We start from the raw sequence: 24,922 nt of genomic DNA, 5'->3' as shown, positions 1-24,922 counted from the left end.
CAGATAATTGGCGGGTAAGGGATAAGTTAAGCAGTGTTTTTCCGCTCCCAGACTAAACGCCATACCTTCCCGACCGCTGATTGACTCACAAAGCAATCCGCCACGGCGATTACACCACGCTCGTCGCAAAGGATTGGCAAGCGACGCCGCTGCCAACTTGGAATACCGTATTCTTGATAAAGCTTCTTGAGTTTACGACGGCCTTGCCGCCCGGCAGGATGGGCGCTTAACCCGCTGGGATTAAACTGCACCGATAGCCAAGACTGTGGCAAAGGACCTAATGCCAATCCTTGCGCGCGCTCTGTATAAGGAAGAAGCACCAAACGCCCTAATCCATCCGGCAAATGTAATGGCGATTGTGGCGTCAGTTTACCTTGCCATGCAGTGACATCCGCGGAGTCAGCAATAAGATACAAACGCTGCTGATAACGACGAATGCTCTTTCCATCAACCGACAGTTGCGGGTTAGCATCCGCTCTTGCCTGCACCACATCCTGGATCAGCGTATTAAGCTGAGCCTGAGTTAAAATCAGATCATGGTACTTCAACCAGTGTCGTAACATCGCTCGACACAGAGCAAGATCCGTAAGAGGGAGATGTGCCAAAGACAAACTGTTGTCCGTATCGATGGCGTTTTCGACCAAAGGGGCGACAAATGTTGCTAAGAGTGCCGCTTGCTCTTGGCACAATTGCTGCGTGCGTTGCACGGCAGTGCGAAACCCCGGCCAACGCGCGTCAGCTTCTGGGAGCCATTGTTGACGGATAAAATTACGATCAAAGTGTGTATCTTGGTTGCTCGGGTCTTCCACCCATGCCAACCCTTTTTGACGCGCGTAGTGATGCAATTGCGCCCGTGACGCTGCCAACAAAGGACGGACTAAGAGCCCTTTGCCGAGTGTTCTCACAGTGGGCATTCCCGCCAATCCTTCCAGACCACTTCCTCGCTTCAATGCCAAAAAGAAGGTCTCGACTTGATCATCGCTGTGTTGCGCGGTAAGAACGAGTCCATGGGGTTGGAGTAACTCTTGAAAGGCTTGATAGCGTGCCTCTCTAGCTGCATGCTCTGTGCTTAACTCTGGGTCGAGAGTGACATGTTTTAGGATGAAGGAAAAACCCGCTTGCTCCGCCCAAACCTGACATTGTGTCGCCCACTTATCGGCATCAGCATGCAAACCATGATGAACATGACACACGGAATAGTCGTGCTGCGGATGCTGGCCGCGATAACTGGCCAATAGATCCAGCAGCACCCGAGAGTCTAATCCCCCACTCAGGGCTAAAAGAATTTGTCGTGGCTGAGCCGTTAGCGGCGCCAGTGTGTCTGTCAGGTATTGGGTGAGCATAAGCATCTGTCATTGTGAGTCTGCGCCTATTGTTGCTGGCGCGTAGCAAAAAGAAAAGGGCCATTAGGCCCTTTCATTGTGCTCGATTATCGAGTGGCAATTAGCAGTAACCATAACTGAGCAAACGCTGATATCGGCGGTCGCGTAGGCTTTCAGTATCCAATGCTTCCAAATCCGCGAGCTGGCTAATCAAGGTTTGTTTAATGCTTTGTGCCGTCGCTTTCATATCGCGATGCGCACCACCTAGAGGCTCTTCAATCACAGCATCAATCAAGCCCAGCTCTTTCAAGCGTGGGGCAGTCATCCCCATTGCGTCTGCCGCTTGTGGTGCTTTGGCCGAATCACGCCACAAAATAGAGGCACAGCCTTCGGGCGAAATCACTGAGTATGTTGAATACTGGAGCATATTGACGTAGTCACCAACACCGATCGCCAAGGCACCGCCTGAGCCGCCTTCACCAACCACATTACAGATCACCGGCACGGTCAGGCCCGCCATTTCCTTCAAGTTACGTGCAATGGCTTCTGACTGACCACGCTCTTCTGCCCCCACGCCTGGGTAAGCACCGGCAGTATCAATAAAGGTGATCACTGGCATGTTGAATCGCTCTGCCATTTTCATCAAGCGTAATGCTTTGCGATATCCTTCAGGCTTTGGCATACCAAAATTACGCTTTACCTTCTCGTTGGTATCACGGCCTTTTTGGTGACCGATGACCATCACTGGACGCCCTTCTAAGCGCGCAATACCGCCTACTAGGGCTTTGTCATCCGCATAGGCGCGATCGCCCGCCAGCTCGTCAAATTCGTGAAAGATAAGATCGATATAATCATAGGTGTAAGGACGTTGAGGGTGGCGCGCCAGTTGTGCCACTTGCCATGCCCCTAAATCACCAAAGATCTTGCGCGTAAGCTCAAGACTCTTGGTTTCCAGTTGTTCAATTTCCTTATCAAGATTAACCGCATCTTCTCCGCCACGCTTGGAGACAGCGCGAAGGGCTTCAATTTTAGCTTCTAGCTCTGCGATCGGTTGTTCGAATTCTAAAAAGTTAAGACTCATACCAAGAGAATCCTATTGGTCACCGCCGGTGTACGCGATGCGTCACCAGCTAAGCTTAGTTAAACTCTAATTCGACCTGCTCGTCGCCAAGCAAGCCTTTTAAATTATCGATCAGTTCATCCGCGGGGGTAATTCGCCACTCCGCCCCTAAACGTAACCGCGCCCGTGCATCACGGCGCTGGTAATAAAGATTCACTGGCACAGTCCCTGAACGGTACGGTGCCAACGTATCATGAAACCGTTCAAAAAACGGGGCATCAATTTGCTCTTCCATGATAGAGATGCCCAAACAGCGCGCATATTTTTCTCGCGCTTGACTGATGTCCATGATTTCACGGGCCGTCATTTTAAGCCCACCATTGAAGTCATCAAAGCTGACCTGTCCTGAGACCACCAGAATTCTGTCTTTCTCCACCAGATCGAGATATTTGTCGAGTACGTCAGAAAAAAGCATCACTTCCATGCGGCCCGAGCGATCATCAAGGGTTAAGATCCCAAGACGAGAACCGCGCTTGGTGGTCATGACACGCGCCGCAATCACAAGACCGGCGACCGTAGACACCACATCACGCTTAGTGGCATGCGCGTCTTCCAATCGCCATGTCACATAGTGTTTAAGCTCTTTACGATAGCTATTGATGGGATGGCCGGTCAAATACAACCCTAGGGTTTCTCGCTCCCCTTCCAGCCACACTTTATCTGGCCAAGGTGCCACATTCGCGTAGGCGTGCTCGACCTCTTCCGGGGCATCCGTGAGGACACCAAACATATCGGTTTGTCCGTAAGACTCGGCTTGATGATGCTGACTGGCCGCACGAATAGCGTCATCGAGTGATGCCATCATTGCCGCACGATGAGGGCCAAGCCTATCCATGGCGCCTGCGCGAATCAAGCGTTCAATCACACGCTTATTGACTTTTTTGGTATCAATGCGCGCACAGAAATCAAATAAGTCACGGAAGTAGCCATCTTGCTCTCGCGCCGCAACAATATTGTCGATCGGCCCTTCACCCACCCCTTTAATCGCGCCAATACCGTAGACGATCTCCCCTTTGTCATTGACGGTAAAGCGGTGCAAACCCGCGTTCACATCTGGGGGGAGCACCGTTAGTTTCATGCGACGGCACTCTTCCACCAGTCCGACAACTTTATCGGTGTTATCCATATCCGCGGTCATAACGGCGGCCATGAATTCAGCCGGATAATGCGCCTTTAACCACAGTGTTTGATAAGAGACCAAGGCATAAGCGGCGGAGTGTGATTTGTTGAAACCATAACCGGCAAACTTTTCCACCAAGTCGAAGATACGCATGGCAAGTTCGCCATCAATGCCGTTTGCGATCGCGCCTTTTTCAAAGATGTCGCGCTGCTTGGCCATTTCTTCGGGTTTTTTCTTACCCATCGCACGACGTAGCAAATCGGCGCCACCGAGCGTATATCCGGCTAAGATCTGGGCAATTTGCATCACCTGCTCTTGATACAAGATGATGCCGTAGGTCGGCTCAAGGGTCTCTTTCAGTGACTCATGTTGCCACTTTTCATCGGGATAAGAGACTTGTTCTCGTCCGTGTTTTCGGTCGATAAAGTTATCCACCATCCCTGATTGCAATGGGCCTGGGCGGAACAGAGCCACCAGTGCGATCATGTCTTCAAAACAGTCCGGTTGGAGACGCTTGATCAGCTCTTTCATGCCCCGCGATTCCAGCTGGAACACAGCTGTCGTCTCTGCCTTACGCAGCATCTCGAATGATGGTTGGTCGGCCATCGGAATCGCCGCGATATCGATAGGATCTTTGCCTTGCGCTTGTAAGCGAGGGTTAATCATTCCCAGCGCCCAGTCGATAATGGTCAGCGTCCGCAGCCCCAAGAAGTCAAACTTCACAAGACCGGCCGTTTCAACATCGTTTTTATCAAATTGGGTGACAGGGTGGTGCCCTTCACTGTCACAATATAGCGGTGCAAAGTCCGTAATCGTCGTCGGTGAAATCACCACCCCGCCCGCGTGCTTGCCCGCGTTACGTGTCACCCCTTCGAGCATGCGGGCCATGTCGATCAACGCTTTGACTTCTTCGTCTGCGTTGTAAACCTCAACCAACTGCGGTTCAGCTTCAAACGCCTTTGCCAACGTCATGCCCGGGTCGGGCGGCACCAATTTAGAAATACGGTCAACAAACCCATAGGGGTGACCCAATACACGACCCACGTCTCGGATCACCGCTTTGGCCGCCATGGTACCGAAAGTAATGATCTGGGATACCGCATCCCGGCCGTACATTTCGGCCACGTGGTCGATCACCAAATCACGCTTATCCATGCAAAAGTCGACATCGAAGTCGGGCATGGAAACTCGCTCTGGGTTCAAGAAGCGCTCAAAAAGCAGATCGAACTCTAGGGGATCCAAATCAGTGATTTTAAGGGCGTACGCAACCAAAGAGCCGGCCCCGGAGCCCCGTCCGGGTCCCACCGGAATATCGTTATCTTTTGACCATTGGATAAACTCCATCACGATCAAAAAGTAACCAGGGAAGCCCATTTGGTTAATCACACCGAGTTCACGGTCAAGGCGCTCGTCGTATTCAGGTCGCTTAAGGGCGCGCTCTTTCTCATCGGGGAAAAGAAACGCCAGTCGCTCTTCTAGGCCTTCTTTGGAGCGTTTGACCAAGTACTGATCAATCTCCATCCCTTCGGTTGGGAAGTTCGGCAGGAAGTATTCATTAAGTCTGACCGGTACATTACAGCGCTTAGCAATTTCCACGCTATTTGCCAACGCTTCTGGGATATCCGCAAAGAGCTCGCACATCTCTTGCTCGGTGCGCAGATATTGCTCGGCACTGTAGTTTTTCGGGCGACGTGGGTCGTCTAACGTATAACCATCGTGGATGGCCACACGGATCTCGTGGGCGTCAAACTCGTCGGGCGAGATAAAGCACACTTCGTTCGTCGCCACCACAGGCAGGTCGTGCTCGGTGGCAAAGTCGACCGCAAAGTGTAGGTACACTTCTTCATCCTGACGTCCGGTGCGAACGAGCTCCATGTAATAAGCATTGGGAAAATGGGCTTGATAAAAACGGGCGCACTCTTCAGCAAGCGCCTTATTGCCTTTCAGTAAGGCTTTGCCCAAGTCTCCTCGGCAGCCGCCAGATAATACAATCAACCCGTCAGCGTGTTCTACCAGCCACTCTTGGTCGATCACTGGCGTATGTTGAACATGGCCGCGCAAGTAAGCTTTGGAAATCAGTAAAGTGAGGTTTTTATACCCCGCTTTATCCGCGGCAAGAAGGGTCAGCTGGCATAATTCATCGCCAAACGCCTCCGACTGCACCTTAAAATCGGCACCAATGATAGGTTTTACACCCACATTATTCGCGGTGTTATAGAACTTTACCAACCCACAAAGGTTGCTAAAGTCTGTCAAGGCCATCGCAGGCATGCCCATTTCGGCCACTTTCTTAACCAGTGGCGGGACTTTGGACAACCCATCGACCATGGAGAAATCACTGTGAATACGTAAATGGACGAAACGTGGCTCAGACATAAAACTCGTTACTATCTAGGGATTGGAAATGATAAAGCGCCGTCACTTACGCTAAACCAAGGGCGCGTTTAACCGGTTTAAAGCTTTTTCTGTGCATTGGTAAAGCGCCATGCTCACTCAATGCGGCCATATGCGCCTTGGTAGGATAGCCTTTATGCTGGGCAAATCCATAGGCCGGATAGGCGATGTCCAACTCAGCCATTTCTCTATCACGGTCTACTTTCGCCAAGATCGACGCCGCACTGATCTCGGCGACGCGTAAGTCGCCTTTCACCACCGCTTGCGCCGGCATCGGGAGCGAGGGAACACGATTACCATCAATCAATGCGTAATCGGGAGTAACGGCAAGGCCTGCAATGGCACGTTGCATCGCGACCATGGTGGCCTGAAGAATATTTAAGCGATCAATTTCTTCGGGCTCTGCGCGCCCTAACGACCACGCCAAGGCTTTGGCTTTGATTTCATCGTACAACGCGAGACGTTTTTTCTCACTCAGCTTTTTTGAATCGGTGAGCCCTTCAATCGGTTGATTCGGATCGAGGATAACAGCCGCCGTGACAACCGCGCCCACCAAAGGACCTCGCCCAACTTCATCCACGCCAGCAATCAAGCGTGCGTCAGGGTATACAAATGCCTCATCTGTCATGATTTTTTACTAACTCTAATACTGCGGAGGCTGCAGAGGCATCCGCATCTTTACGAATGGTTTGATGCAGCTGTGTAAAAGTCTCAAGCAAGGCTTGGTTATCGCCATCCAACATCCGTGAAACAGCTGCTGCCAGCGCCTCAGGCTCGCACTCTTCTTGCAATAACTCGGGCACCAAAGGGGCATCGGCGAGGATATTGGGCAAAGACACATAGCGCGTTTTGAGCAAACGCCGTGCTAGCCACGCAGTCAAAGGCTTCACTTTATAGCCTACAACCATGGGGCGCTTCAGCAACATACACTCAAGAGCAACGGTACCAGAGGCCAGCAACACCGCATCAGAAGCACTGATCACTTGCCTTGCCGTATCATTCACCAAGGTAAATGACAATTCCGGCGCATGGGTTTGCCACGCTTGCTCGAATTGTGCGCGGCGTGCGTCATTCACCAAGGCGACCACAAAGCCGAGATCAGGATACTGCTGTGACAGACGCTGGCAGGTTTGCAAAAATGGCGGCGCCAACATTGCCATCTCACTCCCACGACTTCCCGGCAAGACGGCTAACCAACGTTTGTTGGTATCCAGCCCCAACGCTTGTTGTGCCTCGCGCTGATCGACTTGCATGGGAATGCTATCAGCCATGGTGTGGCCGACAAACGCGCAAGGGACGTTGAACTTATCGTAAAACGCTTTTTCGAAGGGCAAAAACGCCAAGACAAGATCGGTCGCGGCCGCAATTTTAAAAATACGCTTTTGACGCCATGCCCAGACCGAGGGACTGACATAGTGAACCGTTTTAATGCCGGCCTGTTTTAACAATGCTTCGAGACGTAAGTTGAAATCAGGTGCATCAATACCGATAAACACATCGGGGGGATGGGTAGTGAAGTGTTTGACGAGGCTCGCTTTAACCTTCAGCAAACGGGGCAAACGGCCGAGCACTTCAACCAGCCCCATTACAGCAAGCTCTTCCATATCAAATAGGCTCTGGCAGCCTTGCGCAATCATGCGCGGCCCACCAATACCGACAAATTCTACATTGCCGTATTGGGCCTTAATTGCCTTGATAAGGCCTTCACCTAAAACATCGCCGGAGATTTCTCCGGCGACAATTCCCACTCGTAATGGACGTTCGCTGGGCAACATTAACGAATGATGCCTCGTGTTGAACGTTCAAAGAAATCAACAAACAGGGCCAAGGCAGGATCGTCCTCGACCTGGCTAGCCAACGCCTGTTTGACCTCTTCAAGGGTTTTACCGGAACGATACATGTTCTTGTAAACCGCACGAATCGCACGAATCGATGCTTTCTCGAATCCGCGACGCTTCAATCCTTCCACGTTAATGCCGAAAGGCGCGCAGTGGTTCCCCTGAGCCATCACATAGGGGGGGACATCTTGGACCACAATAGAACCGCCCCCCAACATCGCATGGCTACCCACCACACAGAATTGGTGGATCGCAGACATGCCGCCCACAATGACGTAATCGTCGATGTGTACATGACCGGCTAGGGTCGCATTGTTGGCAAAAATACAGTGATTTCCGATCACACAATCGTGTGCCACGTGGGCGTTGATCATGAATAGGTTATCATTGCCAACTTTAGTCTCACCTTTGTCTTGTACCGTACCACGGTGCATGGTGACACTTTCACGAATGGTGTTGCGATCGCCAATTTCTAGCGTCGTGGGCTCACCCGCATATTTCAGGTCTTGGCACGCTTCACCGATCGATGCGAATTGATAGATGCGGTTATCTTGGCCGATACGCGTAGGACCTTTAATCACGACATGCGTCATGACTTCGGTACCCGCACCAATCTCGACACCTTCTCCGATAAAAGAAAATGCGCCAATCTTAACGTTTTCTCCCAATGTCACCCCGTCTTCTACAACGGCGGTCGGGTGGATATAGGCAGTTTCGTGGATCACAATTAGATCTCTCTTCTTGCGCACTTCAGTTCCGCCGAGCAGACAACGTCTCCGTCTACTTTCGCTACTCCGGTAAAGGCAGCAATTCCTCGGCGCTCTTTAATAAACTCCACCTCGAGGACCAGTTGGTCTCCCGGTGTGACAGGACGGCGGAATTTCGCGTTATCAACGCTTGCAAAATAGTATAGCTCGTTGTCTTTTGGCTTCCCGAATGTCTTAAATGCCAGCAAGCCAGTGGCTTGCGCCATTGATTCAAGGATCAATACGCCAGGAAACACAGGCAACTGAGGAAAGTGGCCGGTAAATTGAGGCTCATTCACGGTAATGTTTTTTATCGCGTGAAGGTATTGGCCTTCTTCATAATCGGTAACGCGATCGATCAACAAAAACGGATAGCGATGTGGTAGCAGCTCTTTGATTTCGTTGATGTGTAACACTTTGTTTTCGCGAGTCAAGGTAGTATTCCCGTTTAAATCCAATACTGACTTCTTTAACGCAAAACGGCCCGCGTTTTTGAGGCGGGCCTGCAATCTGTTGCGTTAAGCTTGGTTATCGAGCTGTTTTTCGAGCTCTTTTAGCCGCTTGTGCATCTCGTCAATCTTGAGCACACGCGCGGCTGTTTTCCGCCACTCGCGGTTGGGCTGTAACGGAATGCCGGACGAGTACATGCCCGGCTCAGTAATCGGTCGCATTACCATCGCCATACCTGTGATGGTAACGTTGTCTGTGATTTCCATATGGCCATTAAACACACTGGCGCCGCCGATGATGCAGTGCTTACCTACTTTTAGGCTGCCTGCCATCACAGTTGCACCAGCCACTGCCGTGTTTTCGCCGATCGATACATTATGCGCAATCTGACACTGGTTGTCGATAATCACGCCATCAGCAATGCAGGTATCGTCCAATGCACCACGGTCAATGGTCGTACACGCACCAATTTCGACCCGATCACCAATCACAACACGACCTAGCTGCGGGATCTTAATCCACTTACCTTTTTCATTCGCGTAGCCAAAGCCATCCGCGCCGATTACGGTTCCCGCCTGTACCAAGCAGTCCTCACCCAAAACCACATCATGGTAAATGGTGACATTGGCCCAAAGTTTGGTTCGTGCACCCAGTTTGGCGCCTTTACCGACAAAACAGCCCGCACCAATCTGCACGCCATCACCAATTAAGGTTCCGGACTCGACCACCGCGTTAGGACCAATCGCCACGCCTTCACCCAGAATGGCATCTTCGGCAACGACCGCCGTCGGCGCAATGTCAGTGGCACAGGCAGGTGTGGTATCTAAAATTTGGGCCACTTTGGCATAAGCCACATAAGGGTCAGAAACCACCAAGGCATTGCCTTGGCAGTATGACACGTCCGCTTCTTTTAGCATCACCGCACTGGCGCGACACTGCGCCAAGTGTTTGCGGTATTTCGGGCTCGATAAGAAGGTGATTTGCCCTTCTCTCGCTGAATTCATCCCTGCTAGCGAGGTTATTGTTACAGCACCGTCTCCGTGGAGCTGAGCGTCCAGTTTTTCCGCTAATTCAGCGAGAGTAATCGAAACCATGGGCTCCTCGATTGTTTGTTATTTTACTGCATTAATGACTTTTTCAGAGAGATCGTCGCCTGGGTTAGCGTACAAGATGGCATTGGCATCCAATACAATGTCGTAACCTTCTTGCTCAGCCACTTGATCGATGGCGGTTTTTAGCTTTTTGACCAGTTTAGACTCTTCTTGGCCACCACGCTTGCGTTGATCTTCCTGTAACGCTTTTACTTTTAATTTGTAGTCCGACTCCATCGATTGGAGATCACGCTGCAGTTTGATGCGCTCATCTTCGCTCATCAGCTCGCCGTTACGTTTCAGCTTTTCAACCCCTTCTGAGAGCTTTTCTTTCATGCGCTCAATTTCCGCTACACGGTCTTTGAATTCAGCACGCAGCTTTTCGTTAAGGTTGTTTTTTTGAGCCAGCTGAGACATCACCGCCCCAGTCGATACGTAGCCCACTTTCTGTGCAGCATCAGCCGCTGATGCGTACATGGACGTGGTCAGAATTGCGACACTAAGTCCCGCTGCTTTCAAAAATGATTTCACAATAGTCTCCTTTCTGATGATCAGAATGTGCGCCCGATAGTGAAGGAAAAGAACTCTTCATCATCGCCAGGCTGGCTTGTAATAGGTTTTGCAATTGAAAACACCAAAGGTGCCATCGGTGACATCCACTGTAGGGCTACCCCGTAAGAGGCACTGATATTGGATGGATCCGAGTAATCTTTGATATTGCTAATACCACTGTATTTCTCTGCAGCAGCGACGTCATATTCGGTGTCCCACACTGAGGCGGCGTCCACAAAGACACTGGTACGAATTTGCTGACGCGCTTCGTCAGAGGCAAACGGTGTAGGCACAATCAGCTCTAAGCTGCCTTGCGCAATCGCGTTCCCGCCCACAGAGTCACTCGAGCCGTAGCTCCCTTCATTTTTCTCAATGTCTTTTTTGCCTGGTTGCTTAGAGCCACCTTCCCCATATACGGCTTTGGGGCCCACTGTATTTGAGCGGAAGCCACGCAAGGTCGAGAAGCCACCTGCGTAATAGTTTTCATAAAACGGCAACATATGATCTTGGCCATTGATCTGGCCATAGCCATTGCCGTAACCAAGGCGACCACGCATCAACAGCGTGAACTCATGCTCTTGAGTTAACGGCACATACTGGCGGATATCATATTGCATTTTAAAATACTGGACGTCAGAGCCCGGCACTGTCATTCGGTAAGAAGCTCGCTGATAGTTACCTGCCGTAGGGAAATAACCACGGTTGAGATTATTACGCGTCCATGAAACGGATAAGTCAAAGTCATCCACTTCTAGGCCATCATTATGGTTCTTGTGATCTTCATGGCGCTTCATAAACTCATCGATCTGGTAATACTTACCTAGATTTTCGATTTTGTTGTGGGTATAGCCCAACCCAAAATCAATTGAGTTCAGTTCATCGGTCCAAAAGCCCCACGTCAATTTCGACCCATAGCTTTGGTTGGTGTATTCGACGATGTTCGCGTCTCGCGCCTCAAACTCGTTATAGAACACCTTGCCCCCGAGGCTAACACCATCGAGAGTAAAATAGGGGTCACGATACTCAAGCGTCAGGTTCTTGCGGTAATCGTTAACCATGGCATTAATACCAAAGCGATTACCGGTGCCGGCAAAGTTATCTTGCTGCAAGCCCAGCTGTAAGCTCGCTCCTGATTCGGTACCATAGCCGATCCCAAAGTTGATGCTGCCCGAGTTGGCTTCTTTAACCTTATAATTCACATCGACCTGATCGTCGGTGCCAGGAACCCGCTTAGTGTCTACTTCAGCACTTTGGAAAAAACCGGTTCGGTTGAGACGCTCTTTACCACGACTCACGGCTTTAGCATTAAGCCAAGTGCCTTCAAGTTGACGCATCTCACGGCGCAGCACTTCATCCTTGGTGGTGGTATTACCGGTAAAGCGAATGTTTCGGACATAAATACGTTTGCCCGGCTCAACGTTGACCGTCAGCGACACTTGCTGATTCTCATCATCAAATGTCGGCAAGGTACTCACTTTCGGGTAGGCAAAACCGGTTTCACCGAGGTGGCGTTTAATCGCCTCTTCCAACGCTGTGACCTTGTCCCCGTTATAGGTATCACCTCGGGTAAAGTTCACTAGCGAGCGGTAGATCTCCTCATTCTCAGGATCGCCACGGAAGCTTAGATCCGCCACTTGATAGGGCTTGCCTTCGTTAACATTTAAGGTGATATATACACCTTTTTTATCCGGAGAAATCGCCACTTGGGTCGACTCAACGCGAAACTTCAAATAGCCGCGATTTAAGTAGTAGCTGCGTAGCTTTTCCAAGTCACCCGCCAGCACTTGCTTTTGGTATTTCTCGTTAGCCAAGAAGTTCCACCAAGGAACATCAACACGCAAGTCGAAATTATCGCGCAGCTCTTCATCACTGAAGACTTGGTTGCCCACAAAGTTAATCTGCTCGATTTTTGCAGAAACACCTTCGGTGAAAACAAATTTCAGATCCGCACGGTTACGTGGTAAGGGTGTGACCACGGCTTTCACCGATGCACTGTATTTTCCCACGCTGTAGTAGAAATCTTCTAAGCCTTTTTCAATCTTGCTGAGCTTGGTGCGGTCTAACGCCTCACCTACACGCAACCCTGATGCGGTCAGGTTTTCTTTCAGTTGCTCTTCTTTGATGGCTTTGTTGCCTGAAAACGAAATGCTGGCAATGGTTGGGCGCTCGATCACTTTCACTAAGAGTGCATCATCATCACGATAAACCCGCACATCCTCAAAGTTACCCGACGCAAACAGAGCATTGATGACATCCGCGACATCGCTATCATCCACCTTGTCTCCAACACGCACCGGCATAGAGAGCAATGCTGCCCCTAAACTGACTCGCTGTAGGCCCTCAAAACGGATATCGCTGACTTGGAATGTATCCGCGTGCGCCACACTGCTACTGACTAAAAGAGACGCTATTAATAGTTTTTTCATCGCCATGTGCTTCTGACTTATCCTTGAATACTAACCGTTTAAAGTCGGGCGAAGTCGTTAAACAATGCCACTGCCATTACCATCATCAACACGGCAGCGCCGATACGATACCCAAAGTCTTGTACACGCTCTGGTACAGGACGGCGCGTGACCGCTTCAATACCAAAGAACAATAAATGCCCGCCGTCTAAGACCGGTAGGGGTAGCAAATTGATAATGCCGAGGTTAACGCTGATCAGCGCCATAAACCCTAAAAATGAGATCAATCCGATCTCGGCTGTCATCCCTGCGCCTTTGGCAATAGAAATCGGTCCGCTCAGGTTATTGACGCCCACATCCCCAACAATCAGCTTTTTCACCATATTGACGGTGAGGCTGATAACCTGTCCGGTTTTACTGACTGCCTCAGGGATCGCCGCAAGCGGCCCATACTGCTGCGTAAAACGGTAAGCCTCCGGCCAAGGTTCCATTTGCGGCGCAATACCTGCGTAGCCGGTGACCTTGCCATTACTTTCACGCGCATCCGGTGTCAGGCTCAACACCTGCTCACGCCCGGCGCGCGTCACCGTCACCTGCAGCGGTTGATTCGGGCTTACTTGTACCGCCTCAACCAATTCAGACCACGCTTGTAATCTATTGCCATCAACCGCCACTAAGGTATCACCTGAAGCAATGCCAGCCTTCGCAGCGGCACTGCCCTCCACCACCTGAGCCACATCGAGTGTGATTGCAGGACGGTAAGGGGTGATCCCTAAGGTTGTCAGCGGAGACTCAGTTTCTGGATTAAACTGCCACGCGGTTAAATCCAATCTGTAGTCCCGGCTATAACTGGATGCCACTTCTGGCTTTGCTGTTATGGTCATCTGCTCATCACCGATATGGTTGATGAGTGAGAAATTAACAGCCTGCCAATCTGCGGTTTCGACGCCCGAAATGTGGGTAAGTTCCATACCCGGTTCAATTCCGGCCTCTGCAGCGATGGAGTTGGGGGTTATTTGACCAATAACGGGTTTGACCGCAGGGATCCCCATCATGAAAATCAACCAATAGGCGACCACTGCAAAAAGAAAATTGGCAATAGGCCCTGCGGCGACAATAGCACTGCGTTGCCACAGCGGTTGATTATTAAATGCACGTGGTTTGTCATGCTCAGCGACCGCCTCAATACGCTCGTCAAGCATTTTGACATAACCACCTAACGGAATGGCGGCAATGACATATTCGGTGTCGTCTTTACCCCGCCAGCGCCATAGTGCGCGCCCAAAACCAATCGAGAAGCGTTCGACTTTTACGCCACAGCGGCGCGCGACCCAAAAGTGTCCATACTCATGAATGGCCACCAACACACCGAGAGCGACAATAAATGACGCTGCGTTCCATAGAAATGCACTCATTTTGCAACCTTAGCAATGTGCTCCTTAGCCGTAATTCGCGCCATTCTATCCAGCTCCAGCAGGCAATCCAAGCTTGATGGCGAGCGAAGTGTGCTTTGTGATAACACCGCCTCATTAATCCGTGCGATGTCCATAAAGCCTATCTGGCCTTTTAAGAAGGCATCCACCGCTTGTTCATTGGCGGCATTGAGTGTCGTTGTCGCCGCTTGCCCGTGCTGGCATGCCTCAATCGCCAAAGACAAGCAAGGATAGCGGCGGGCATCCGGTGCCATAAAGGTAAATTCGCCAATTTGGGTAAAATCAAGCGGTGCAACCGACGTCGTCACACGTGATGGATACGCCATCGCGTGGGCGATAGGCGTGCACATATCAGGGGTGCCTAATTGGGCGAGCACCGATCCATCGCTCATTTGCACCATAGAGTGGATGACCGACTGAGGATGAATCACAACCTCGAGCTGGTCGGCACGCGCATTAAATAACCAGCGTGCTTCAATATACTCCAAGCCTTTATTCATCATGGTGGCAGAGTCAACGGAAATTTTGGGTCCCATCGACCAATTGGGGTGAGCAACCGCTTCCGCTACGCTCACGGTATGCAAGGTCTCAGGTTCACGATAACGGAAAGGCCCCCCTGAGCCTGTGAGCAAGATTTTGCTCACGCCCGCGGCACTCAGATCGCAGCGGCCGGGGTTAGCTTGTACAACCTGCGGTAAGCACTGAAAAATTGCATTGTGCTCACTATCGATAGGTAACAGCTCTGCGCCATATTGATAAACTGCATCGATAAAGAATTGCCCTGACATCACCAAGGCCTCTTTATTGGCAAGCAAAACGCGCTTACCCGCTTTCACCGCAGCCATGGTCGGCATCAAGCCTGCCGCCCCCACCACCGCAGCCATCACCATATCAACTTCAGGCAAAGATGCGAGTGTGCATAAACCTTGCTCACCGGCCAACACTTCTGTGTTAACCCCTTTCGCCTTAAGCGCTTGTGCCAATTCCAATGCAGCGTTCTCATCGGCCATGGCTGCAAAACGCGGCCGCCAATGCAAACACAGGCGGGTCATCTTTTCCACATTGGTATTGGCCGCCAGTGCGGTCACTTCGAACTGTTGAGGATTTGCCTCAACCACAGAAAGCGTACTGGTTCCGATCGAGCCAGTGGCACCTAATACAGTGATTTTTTGCATGTGATACGCTCGTTTTACTTAATTCGCAAACGCGAAATACAGCACGGTAAAAACGGGAAATGCAGCGGTCAAACTATCAATTCTATCCAAAATACCGCCGTGGCCGGGTAATAAATTCCCACTGTCTTTCACGCCAGAGACACGCTTAAACATACTCTCAGCCAAATCGCCCAGCACCGACGCTAACGCTGTAACCACAGCGATACAAAGCAGCGCGCCCACACTCGCAAAATGAATATCGAGAAGCTGCGCACCGGCCCATGTCACGACAACGGCGGCCACGAGCCCACCAAGCAAACCTTCTAGGGTTTTATTGGGGCTCACCGCCGGTGCCATTTTATGCTTACCGAAGGCTTTACCGGCAAAGTAGGCACCGCTGTCGGCACACCACACCAACACAAACACCAGAAGTACCAGTTTCGCACCGTAATAGGTGGAAAATTGATAGTCTGCGGCGCGTAAAATCAACACGCTCCACATAAAGGGCAATAAGGTCAAAAGACCGAATAGTTGGCGCAATAAGCGACTGTGCGTCCAAAGCGCTCCGGATTTAGGAAAGGCTAAGACCAACCCGGTGGCAAACAACCACCATGCCGCGCCCGCTGCTGCTACCGAAAAGGGGGCCACTGCTAAATGGCTCAGCGCATAGGCACTAAAAGGGAGACTATAAATGGATAGCGCCACTGCCGCCGCCGGAACGATAAAGGTAAGCCATCTTGAAGAGTTGGACACAAACTGTGTCCACTCCCAATGACCGAGCAGCGTGACGGCAGCAATCACCGCAACAAACGCGGGAAAAGGCAAATAAAAGACAGCGGCGACCACCAAAGGGACTAACAAGGCCGCGGTTAAAACACGTTGTTTGAGCAAACTGATTCCTCGTGGTTACTTATCGGTTGTTAGCATGGCTTTGATTTGCTCGCCGGTACAGCCAAAGCGTCGTTCACGATTGACATACCAAGCGACCGCATCGAACAGGCTTTGCTCGTTGAAATCGGGCCAATATTGTTCTGTAAAATACAACTCGGCATAGGCGGCTTGCCACAAGATGAAGTTACTAATGCGACATTCGCCACTGGTGCGGATCATTAAATCCACATCGGGTAAGTCAGATAGCATCAATTGACGAGCAATATCTTGCTCTGTGATATCGCTGACCTGTAATTGACCAGTCGCGACTTGCTCTGCGACACGACGTGCCGCTTGAGTAATATCCCATTGCCCACCATAGTTAGCCGCAATATTGAGCACGAGTTGATCGTTATTTGCGGTCAAAGCTTCAGCTTCGGCAATTTTTTGTTGTAGCGATGGGTTAAATCGAGAGGTATCACCGATAACGCGAAGTTGGACACCATTTTTGTTCAAGCGTTTGACTTCGCGAGAAAGCACACTGATGAACAACTCCATCAGCACACTGACTTCATCTTCTGGCCGACGCCAGTTTTCACTGCTGAACGCAAACAAGGTTAGGGCTTTTACCCCAAGCTCCGACGCCGCCTTCACCGTTTTACGCACTGCTTTAACACCGGCTTTATGCCCAAATACACGGGCTTTGCCTCGCGCCTTTGCCCAACGTCCGTTTCCATCCATGATAACGGCAATGTGCTGCGGTAGGGCGGCAGACTCGAGCTGCGCATCAAGAGACTGGGAACTCATGTTTCTCCTTGGCAAATAAAAAGCGCTGTACTGCACGCACAGCGCTTTGACATTGGTGGTAAAGTCTAATGAGATTTAGACTTCCATCAACTCTTTTTCTTTTGCATCAAGAAGCGCATCAACATTCTTCACCGCAGCATCCGTCAGCTTTTGAATTTCATCTTGTGCACGGCGCTCGTCATCTTCAGAGATTTCTTTGTCTTTCAACAGTGCTTTTAGGTCACTATTAGCGTCACGGCGGATATTACGTACCGCAACGCGGCCTTGTTCGCCTTCTGCGCGCACCAACTTGACCATCTCTTTACGACGCTCTTCCGTCAATGGAGGAAGCGGCACACGAATCACGGTACCTGCTGATGCTGGGTTAAGGCCCAAATCTGCAGTCATGATCGCTTTTTCAACCGCTTGTGCCACTTGCTTGTCAAAAACAGTAATCGCCAAGGTTCGTGCATCTTCAGCAACGATAGAGGCGAGTTGCTTCAACGGTGTTGGTGCACCGTAGTATTCAACCGTAATGCCTTCCAACAAGCTTGGGTGGGCACGACCGGTGCGAAGTTTTGAAAGATTGTGTTTAAGCGCTTCTACACTTTTATCCATACGCGCTTTGGCGTCTGCTTTAATATCGTTAATCACTGGAGGTATCCTTGCGATTGAATTTTACTGTCCGATTATGCCACTAAATCGGCTTAGCTGTTAGTAATCAGAGTGCCTTCTGTTTCACCCATCACGACACGGCGTAAGGCGCCCGGCTTATTCATATTAAACACACGGATCGGCATTTGGTGATCGCGTGCTAACGTAAATGCGGCCAAATCCATTACTTTCAACTCTTTTTCGAGTACATCTTGGTAACTCAAGGTTGAATAAAGCTCAGCATCTGGGTTTTTGGTTGGGTCATCACTGTATACGCCGTCAACTTTCGTTGCTTTGATCACCACGTCAGATTCAATTTCAATGCCGCGTAGGCACGCCGCTGAATCCGTGGTAAAGAAAGGGTTGCCCGTTCCGGCAGAGAAAATCACCACACGGCCATTACGAAGCTGGCTAATCGCTTCAGCCCAGTTATAGCTGTCACACACACCATTAAGTGGAATGGCGGACATCACTCGTGCGTTCACATAGGCACGATGAAGTGCATCACGCATTGCCAAACCGTTCATCACGGTGGCCAGCATACCCATGTGATCGCCCACAACACGGTTCATTCCCGCTTCGGCAAGACCAGCGCCACGGAATAAATTACCGCCGCCGATGACTAATCCAACCTGAACACCTAACTCGACCAATTCTTTAATTTCTTGTGCCATACGGTCTAGCACAGTTGGATCGATACCGAATCCATCGTTGCCCTGCAGGGCTTCACCACTGAGTTTAAGTAAAATGCGTTGATATGCAGGCTTAGGATTTGTAGTCATGTCACTACCTTATATTAGGCACTAAGTTAGGGAAGAAGGTTATGGAAAGGCCGCGGCGAATACCGCGGCCTGAATCAGAAAAATTAGCCTTTTTGTGCAGCAGCTACTTCTGCAGCAAAGTCTACTTCTTCTTTCTCGATGCCTTCGCCCACTTCAAAGCGGATGAAGTTAGTCACTTCGGCACCTTTTTCTTTCAGCATTTGGCCCACAGTTTGCGCTGGGTCCATAACAAATGCTTGACCAGTCAGAGAGATTTCGCCGGTGAATTTCTTCATACGGCCAACAACCATTTTCTCTGCGATTTCAGCAGGCTTGCCTGACTGCATCGCGATATCAACCTGGATTTGTTTTTCTTTCTCAACCACGTCAGCTGGTACGTCTTCTGGGTTAACGTACTCAGGCTTAGATGCAGCAATGTGCATAGCAACGTGCTTGATGGTTTCTTCGTCAGCGTTTGCAGCTACAACCACACCGATGCGATCGCCGTGACGGTAAGAACCTACTTTCGCGCCTTCGATGAATGAAACACGACGGATATCCATGTTTTCACCGATTTTTGCAACTAGCTCAGCACGCTGCTGTTCGAATTTTTCTTTCAGCGCGTCGATTTCTAGGCCTTCTGCCAAAGCAGTTTCAGCCACTTGGTTAGCAAATGCAGCAAAGTTAGCATCTTTAGCAACGAAGTCAGTTTCACAGTTGATCTCAACGATCGCTGCTTTGCCTTCGTTTTCTTTAACCAGAATCACGCCTTCAGCAGCAACACGGCCAGCTTTTTTCGCTGCTTTAGCCGCACCACTTTTACGCATGTTTTCGATCGCGACTTCGATGTCTGCGTTCGCTTCAACCAGTGCTTTTTTACATTCCATCATGCCAGCGCCGGTGCGCTCGCGCAGTTCTTTAACCAGGGCAGCGGTAACAGTTGCCATTGTTCAATCCTCGATTCGAAACTATTTGGGTAAAAAACAGGGGCCCGACTTCGGCCCCTGCTAACCATACTTAGCTTACAGCATGAAAGATGACACGCTGATGGCTAAGAACGCTCACAAGGAGCTGTTGTCTTACTCAGCGACTTCAACCAGCTCGTCTTCTGCTTGCGCAACGATGTCTTGGCTACGGCCTTCTTTGTATGCGTCAGACGCTGCGTTCAGGTAAAGTTGGATAGCGCGGATTGCGTCATCGTTACCTGGGATTACGTGGTCAACGCCGTCTGGGTTAGAGTTAGTATCTACTACCGCAAATACTGGGATACCCAGGTTGTTCGCTTCTTTGATAGCAATGTGCTCGTGATCCGCATCGATAACGAACATTGCATCAGGCAGGCCGTTCATGTTTTTGATACCACCCAGAGACTTCTCAAGTTTTTCCATCTCACGAGTGCGCATCAGCGCTTCTTTTTTGGTCAGCTTTTCAAACGTACCGTCGGTAGACTGGGTTTCCAGGTCTTTCAGACGCTTGATAGACATACGAACGGTTTTCCAGTTGGTCAGCATGCCGCCCAACCAACGGTTGCTCACATAAAACTGCTCGCAGTTTTCTGCTGCCGCTTTTACCGCTTCGCTTGCTGCGCGCTTAGTACCAACGAACAGGACTTTACCTTTACGCTCACCGATTTTTGACAGTTCAGCCAAAGAATCGTTAAACATTGGTACAGTTTTCTCAAGGTTGATGATGTGTACTTTGTTGCGAGAGCCAAAGATGAAAGGCTTCATCTTAGGGTTCCAGTAACGGGTTTGGTGACCGAAGTGTACGCCCGCCTTGAGCATGTCGCGCATTGAAACAGTAGCCATGATAATTTCCTCTTGGGGTTAGGCCTCCACATATCCCATTTGACCGACCCGCACAGGGCACCCCGGACAATGTGACGATATGTGTGTGATTTAAAATAAAAAGTGTTTAGTGAAATGCCATCAAGATGAAACCTGACAAAAACAGATTGATCACAATGACGGATTTCGGCGCGCTTTATACCACATAAAGTAGGCAAAAATCCAGATAAATTGCCCAAGCGAAGGCCGGTTTGTCGTATTGCCGCACCACTGCCCAAACGGCGAAAGGTGTGGTTCTGGTTTCCAGAAACCGCCCAGCTTGATACCATGTGCCCACTTCAATGTGTCTGCCCCGCGCTACCGGTGACCAAAGAGTAGCAGGTCAAAGCAGCGCATGCCTGATTTATCAGGGTGTGAGGTCCCTCACGCTCTGACGCTCATTGCCTCGATGAGCGAGACGAATTAAGTGAGAAAGCAAAATGACGATCCCAATTAAAACAGCAGAAGAAATAGAAAAAATGCGCGTTGCCGGTCGGTTGGCCGCAGAAGTGCTGGAAATGCTGGCCCCACATGTAAAGCCAGGCGTTACTACGCGTGAACTGGATGACATCGCGCACAAATATATGACCGAGGTGCAGGGCACCACACCCGCTACCTTGAATTATCACGGCTTCCCTAAGTCCATGTGTACCTCTATCAACCACGTGGTTTGTCATGGGATCCCTTGTGACGAAGATGTGCTCCAAGATGGCGATATCGTCAACATCGACGTCACCGTTATTAAGGATGGCTATCACGGCGATACATCGAAAATGTTTTTGATTGGTGAGGTCTCTTTGGAAGACAAGCGCCTTTGCCGTGTCACCCAAGAAAGCCTTTATCATGCCATCAAAAAGGTGAAGCCAGGCGCTACAGTTGGTGACATTGGTACTGCTATCCAAAAATTCATCAAAAGCAGCAACACTCGCTACTCGATCGTAAAAGAGTACTGTGGACACGGTATCGGTGCGAGCTTCCATGAAGATCCACAAGTGGTGCACTACAAAAACAACGATCGAACCATCCTCAAACCTGGTATGTGCTTTACCATTGAGCCTATGATTAATGCAGGTAAATACGGTACCGTGCTTGATGAAGACGATGGTTGGACGGTTTATACCATTGATGGCAAGAAGTCAGCGCAGTGGGAGCACACCCTGCTAGTGACCGAAACAGGGGTGGAAATCTTAACCCTTCGTGAAGAAGAAACCATCCCGCGCCATATCAACCACTAAGACTCTGATAAAAGCCGGGCTTGCTCCGGCTTTTTTATGCGCAAAGGAACGCCATGACAGACACAGTTATCACACCACAAAGTTTGACCCAAGACCAATTGAGTCCAGCGGCACTCAAAGCCCAATTTCAGCACCTCCTTGAGCAACAGAAGCAAGACTTCCTCGCCAATGTTCCGGTGCCTGAACTGGTCTATCAGCGTAGCGATTACATGGATGCGCTGATGCAGAGGCTTTGGCAGCATTTTGGTTTTGACCAGCACCCTCATCTCGCCTTGGTTGCTGTAGGTGGCTACGGTCGGCGTGAACTCCACCCCCTGTCTGATGTTGATCTGCTATTACTTTGCCAAGGGCCATTAGACGATCACCAGCAACAAAAACTCAGTGAATTACTGACCTTATTGTGGGATCTCAAACTTGAAGTGGGCCACAGCGTGCGCACGGTCGATGAGTGCATCAGTGTCGGACTCGACGATCTGACGGTAGCGACCAACCTGCAAGAAGCACGCTTATTATGCGGCAGCGAGCGGCTATTCAATGCGCTGGAACAGCGCGTTCATGCGGATGACTTTTGGCCCAGCGAGCGTTTTTATCGCGCGAAAGTGGAAGAACAGAAAGCCCGCCATCGCCGCTATCATGACACCGCCTACAAGCTGGAGCCAGATCTGAAGTCAAGCCCCGGTGGACTGCGCGACATCCACACCCTCGCCTGGATAGCCCGACGCCATTTTGGCGCCACCAGCCTGCGTGAGATGAGTCACTATGGCTTTCTGACTGATGCCGAGTATCGCGAACTGAATGAGTGCCAAAACGTACTCTGGCGGATTCGCTTCGCGCTTCATTTAGAGCTGCGCCGCTATGACAACCGACTGACCTTCGCGCACCAAACCTCCGTTGCCGAATTGCTAGGCTATCGTGGCGAGGGAAATCGTGCGGTAGAGCAAATGATGAAAGACTTCTTTCGCACGCTCGGTCGGATCGGCGAGCTTAACAAGATGTTGCTGCAAATCTTCGATCAAGTGATTATCGACAATGGCCGCCCGGGCCAAATCGACATTCTGAGTGACGATTTTCAGCGCCAAGGCAATGCGATCGAAGCGCGCAAACCGGCACTATTTCAAGCACGCCCTGACACCATTCTCGACATGATGCTCCATGTGGCTGATGACACCACCATAGAGGCCATATCGGCGCCGACCCTTCGTCAACTGCGCACGGCACGTCGTCGGCTTAACCATTTTTTGTGTCAGCAACAAGACGCTCGCGAAAAATTTATGGCCTTGGTGCGCCACCCCAATGCGCTGCATAAAGCCTTTAGTTTGATGCACCGCCACGGCATTATGTCAGCCTACCTGCCGCAGTGGAGTCAGATCGTCGGACAAATGCAGTTCGACTTGTTCCACGTCTATACCGTGGATGAGCACACCATTCGCTTGCTTAAACACATGCGCCTTTTTGACGATGAGGCCAACCGAGAACGTCACCCCATTTGTTGTGATATTTTCCCTCGACTCGCACGCCGCGAGTTACTGCTAATCGCAGCTATCTTTCATGACATAGGCAAAGGGCGCGGCGGCGATCACAGCGAAATTGGTGCCATCGAAGCCCATGACTTTTGCCTTGAGCACGGCTTATCTCGCCCTGAAGCGAATATTGTCAGTTGGCTGGTGCGAAACCACCTCCTGATGTCCGTGACTGCACAACGTCGCGATATTTACGATCCCGACGTGATCACCGACTTTGCCAAAGAAGTGCGCGATGAGGAGCGGCTTGACCTGCTAGTGTGTTTGACCGTCGCCGACATCAATGCCACCAACCCTGACTTGTGGAATAGCTGGAAACGCACCTTGATCGCAGAGCTCTATTACTCGACGCAAAAAGCCCTGCGCCGAGGACTAGAGAATCCGCCGGATGTCCGTGAACGGATCCGCCATAACCAACACTTAGCAGCCGCCATGCTACGCAAGCAAGGGCATAGCCCGCGTGATATTGAGTTGCTTTGGCAACGCTTTAAAGCCGATTACTTTCTCCGCCATACCCACAAGCAAATCGCTTGGCACAGTGAACATTTGCTCCACCATCAAAGTGATCAACCTTTGGTGTTGGTGAGCAAAAAAGCGACCCGAGGCGGTACCGAAATCTTTGTTTATTGCCAAGATAGGCCCAGTTTATTTGCGCGCGTGGTTGCCGCATTAGATAAGAAAAACCTGAGTGTCCATGATGCACAGGTCATGACCAGCAAAGATGGACATGCACTCGATACCTTTATGGTCATGGATCAAAATGACGAGGCAATTCCCCTCGACCGTCACCCCCGGATCATCGAAGGGGTCGCCAAGGCCATTGAAGAAACGGGCAAGATCACCATTCCGCGTCGTCGAGCGCCACAAAAGCTCAAACACTTTACCGTCAAAACTCAGGTCCTTTTCTTACCAACCAAAAATGGACGCCGTACCTTGATGGAGCTGGTAGCCCTCGATACACCGGGGTTGCTGGCCCGCGTTGGTGCCGTGTTTGCGCGGCAAGGCGTCAGTGTTCATGCAGCGAAGATCACGACCATTGGTGAGCGGGCAGAAGACTTTTTTATTGTAACGGATGCCCAAAACCAAGCCCTGACATCTGAACATCAAGCGCAACTAAAAACCGCGCTAGAGAAGACGCTATCGCAAGCAAAATAGCCAAAGTGGTCACGGTAATTGGTGTGGCTGACGGGCTACACTGAGCCCTGTATCGAAACGCTGGCTCACAGCGTGTACGACGTCAACTTATGAGGTGGTTATGTACCAACAGTTAAAAAATATCGGCGTTGAGCATCCAGAGAAAATCGAGCGTTATTCACTGCGCCAAGAAGCCAGTTATGACACGCTGAAGATCTATTTTGAAAAGCAAAAAGGCGAGTTGTTCGCCAAGAGCATGAAGTTTAAATACCCACGCCAGCGTAAAAATGTGGTCGTGGACAGTGGTACGGGGCGCTTTCGTGAAGTCACAGAGATCAATCGCAGCTTATCACTGGTGATTGATGAGCTGGACCAAATCGTCCAACAAGAACAAGCCGAACATGATGTAAAACAGAAGATCCTGACCGATTTACGTCATCTTGAGAAAGTCGTCGCCAGCAAAATTGCTGAAATTGAATCTGAGCTGGAAAAACTCTAATCAGCGCAGGCA

Annotated in this window: 21 protein-coding genes; 3 read left to right on the top strand and 18 right to left on the bottom strand. The window is 50.6% G+C overall.

Going from position 1 to position 24,922, the window contains the following annotated elements; translation table 11 throughout:
* Positions 1–26: 26 nt before the first annotated feature.
* The 18 genes from tilS to rpsB form a co-directional block, all read right to left on the bottom strand.
* Complete coding sequence (gene tilS / locus N7E60_RS03520) at positions 27–1,343, bottom strand: tRNA lysidine(34) synthetase TilS (RefSeq protein WP_269598158.1); 1,317 nt, start codon at positions 1,341–1,343, stop codon at positions 27–29.
* Between the two features lie 100 nt (positions 1,344–1,443).
* On the bottom strand, positions 1,444–2,403 hold the full coding sequence (gene accA / locus N7E60_RS03515) for an acetyl-CoA carboxylase carboxyl transferase subunit alpha (RefSeq protein WP_096631083.1): 960 nt from the start codon (positions 2,401–2,403) through the stop codon (positions 1,444–1,446).
* Positions 2,404–2,458: 55 nt separating this feature from the next.
* On the bottom strand, positions 2,459–5,938 hold the full coding sequence (gene dnaE, locus N7E60_RS03510; protein WP_269598157.1) for a DNA polymerase III subunit alpha: 3,480 nt from the start codon (positions 5,936–5,938) through the stop codon (positions 2,459–2,461).
* Positions 5,939–5,984: 46 nt separating this feature from the next.
* Positions 5,985–6,584 (bottom strand): ribonuclease HII, encoded by a 600-nt coding sequence (gene rnhB / locus N7E60_RS03505; RefSeq protein ID WP_077455961.1) that lies wholly within the window; start codon positions 6,582–6,584, stop codon positions 5,985–5,987.
* Positions 6,574–7,731 carry a lipid-A-disaccharide synthase gene (lpxB, locus tag N7E60_RS03500; protein WP_269598156.1) on the bottom strand — a complete coding sequence of 386 codons (1,158 nt, stop codon included), beginning with the start codon at positions 7,729–7,731 and terminating at the stop codon, positions 6,574–6,576. Before lpxB ends, rnhB begins: the two co-directional genes overlap by 11 nt.
* Positions 7,731–8,519, bottom strand: coding sequence for an acyl-ACP--UDP-N-acetylglucosamine O-acyltransferase (gene lpxA / locus N7E60_RS03495; RefSeq protein ID WP_269598155.1), 789 nt, complete (start codon positions 8,517–8,519; stop codon positions 7,731–7,733). Before lpxA ends, lpxB begins: the two co-directional genes overlap by 1 nt.
* 2 nt (positions 8,520–8,521) lie before the next feature.
* Entirely contained in the window at positions 8,522–8,974 is a 453-nt protein-coding gene (fabZ, locus tag N7E60_RS03490) for a 3-hydroxyacyl-ACP dehydratase FabZ (protein WP_069588651.1), read from the bottom strand.
* 84 nt (positions 8,975–9,058) lie between these two features.
* Positions 9,059–10,084, bottom strand: a complete 1,026-nt coding sequence (gene lpxD, locus N7E60_RS03485; RefSeq protein WP_269598154.1) for a UDP-3-O-(3-hydroxymyristoyl)glucosamine N-acyltransferase — start codon at positions 10,082–10,084, stop codon at positions 9,059–9,061.
* An 18-nt stretch (positions 10,085–10,102) separates the two neighbouring features.
* Complete coding sequence (locus tag N7E60_RS03480) at positions 10,103–10,612, bottom strand: OmpH family outer membrane protein (protein ID WP_269598153.1); 510 nt, start codon at positions 10,610–10,612, stop codon at positions 10,103–10,105.
* Between the two features lie 20 nt (positions 10,613–10,632).
* Complete coding sequence (bamA, locus tag N7E60_RS03475) at positions 10,633–13,065, bottom strand: outer membrane protein assembly factor BamA (protein WP_269598152.1); 2,433 nt, start codon at positions 13,063–13,065, stop codon at positions 10,633–10,635.
* A 32-nt stretch (positions 13,066–13,097) separates the two neighbouring features.
* Positions 13,098–14,453: a sigma E protease regulator RseP gene (gene rseP, locus N7E60_RS03470; RefSeq protein WP_269598151.1), complete on the bottom strand. Its 1,356-nt coding sequence runs from the start codon at positions 14,451–14,453 to the stop codon at positions 13,098–13,100.
* Positions 14,450–15,646: a 1-deoxy-D-xylulose-5-phosphate reductoisomerase gene (ispC, locus tag N7E60_RS03465; RefSeq protein WP_269598150.1), complete on the bottom strand. Its 1,197-nt coding sequence runs from the start codon at positions 15,644–15,646 to the stop codon at positions 14,450–14,452. The genes rseP and ispC overlap by 4 nt, the downstream gene beginning before the upstream one ends.
* An 18-nt stretch (positions 15,647–15,664) precedes the next feature.
* Positions 15,665–16,516, bottom strand: coding sequence for a phosphatidate cytidylyltransferase (locus tag N7E60_RS03460; RefSeq protein ID WP_269598149.1), 852 nt, complete (start codon positions 16,514–16,516; stop codon positions 15,665–15,667).
* 15 nt (positions 16,517–16,531) lie between these two features.
* Complete coding sequence (locus N7E60_RS03455; protein ID WP_069588608.1) at positions 16,532–17,302, bottom strand: isoprenyl transferase; 771 nt, start codon at positions 17,300–17,302, stop codon at positions 16,532–16,534.
* A 75-nt stretch (positions 17,303–17,377) separates the two neighbouring features.
* Positions 17,378–17,935 carry a ribosome recycling factor gene (gene frr, locus N7E60_RS03450; protein WP_069588606.1) on the bottom strand — a complete coding sequence of 186 codons (558 nt, stop codon included), beginning with the start codon at positions 17,933–17,935 and terminating at the stop codon, positions 17,378–17,380.
* A 53-nt stretch (positions 17,936–17,988) separates the two neighbouring features.
* Positions 17,989–18,717, bottom strand: coding sequence for a UMP kinase (pyrH, locus tag N7E60_RS03445; RefSeq protein WP_069588604.1), 729 nt, complete (start codon positions 18,715–18,717; stop codon positions 17,989–17,991).
* An 83-nt stretch (positions 18,718–18,800) separates the two neighbouring features.
* Positions 18,801–19,643, bottom strand: a complete 843-nt coding sequence (gene tsf / locus N7E60_RS03440) for a translation elongation factor Ts (protein WP_069588603.1) — start codon at positions 19,641–19,643, stop codon at positions 18,801–18,803.
* Between the two features lie 132 nt (positions 19,644–19,775).
* Entirely contained in the window at positions 19,776–20,504 is a 729-nt protein-coding gene (gene rpsB, locus N7E60_RS03435; RefSeq protein ID WP_069588601.1) for a 30S ribosomal protein S2, read from the bottom strand.
* Between the two features lie 458 nt (positions 20,505–20,962).
* On the opposite strand from rpsB, the gene map reads away from it, so the two are divergent.
* The 3 genes from map to N7E60_RS03420 all read left to right on the top strand — a co-directional run bounded on the left by map (position 20,963) and on the right by N7E60_RS03420 (position 24,910).
* Complete coding sequence (map, locus tag N7E60_RS03430; RefSeq protein WP_069588600.1) at positions 20,963–21,757, top strand: type I methionyl aminopeptidase; 795 nt, start codon at positions 20,963–20,965, stop codon at positions 21,755–21,757.
* A 53-nt stretch (positions 21,758–21,810) separates the two neighbouring features.
* The gene (gene glnD / locus N7E60_RS03425) at positions 21,811–24,432 is read left to right on the top strand and encodes a bifunctional uridylyltransferase/uridylyl-removing protein GlnD (protein ID WP_269598147.1); all 2,622 of its coding nucleotides are present in this window, start codon (positions 21,811–21,813) and stop codon (positions 24,430–24,432) included.
* 100 nt (positions 24,433–24,532) lie between these two features.
* Positions 24,533–24,910: a DUF3461 family protein gene (locus tag N7E60_RS03420; RefSeq protein ID WP_069588596.1), complete on the top strand. Its 378-nt coding sequence runs from the start codon at positions 24,533–24,535 to the stop codon at positions 24,908–24,910.
* Positions 24,911–24,922 lie beyond the last annotated feature (12 nt).

This window comes from Salinivibrio proteolyticus (assembly GCF_027286365.1).
GTDB lineage: Bacteria > Pseudomonadota > Gammaproteobacteria > Enterobacterales > Vibrionaceae > Salinivibrio > Salinivibrio proteolyticus.
The sequence above is the reverse complement of the archived record's forward strand: the minus strand, read 5'-3'. Positions and strand labels throughout refer to the sequence as shown.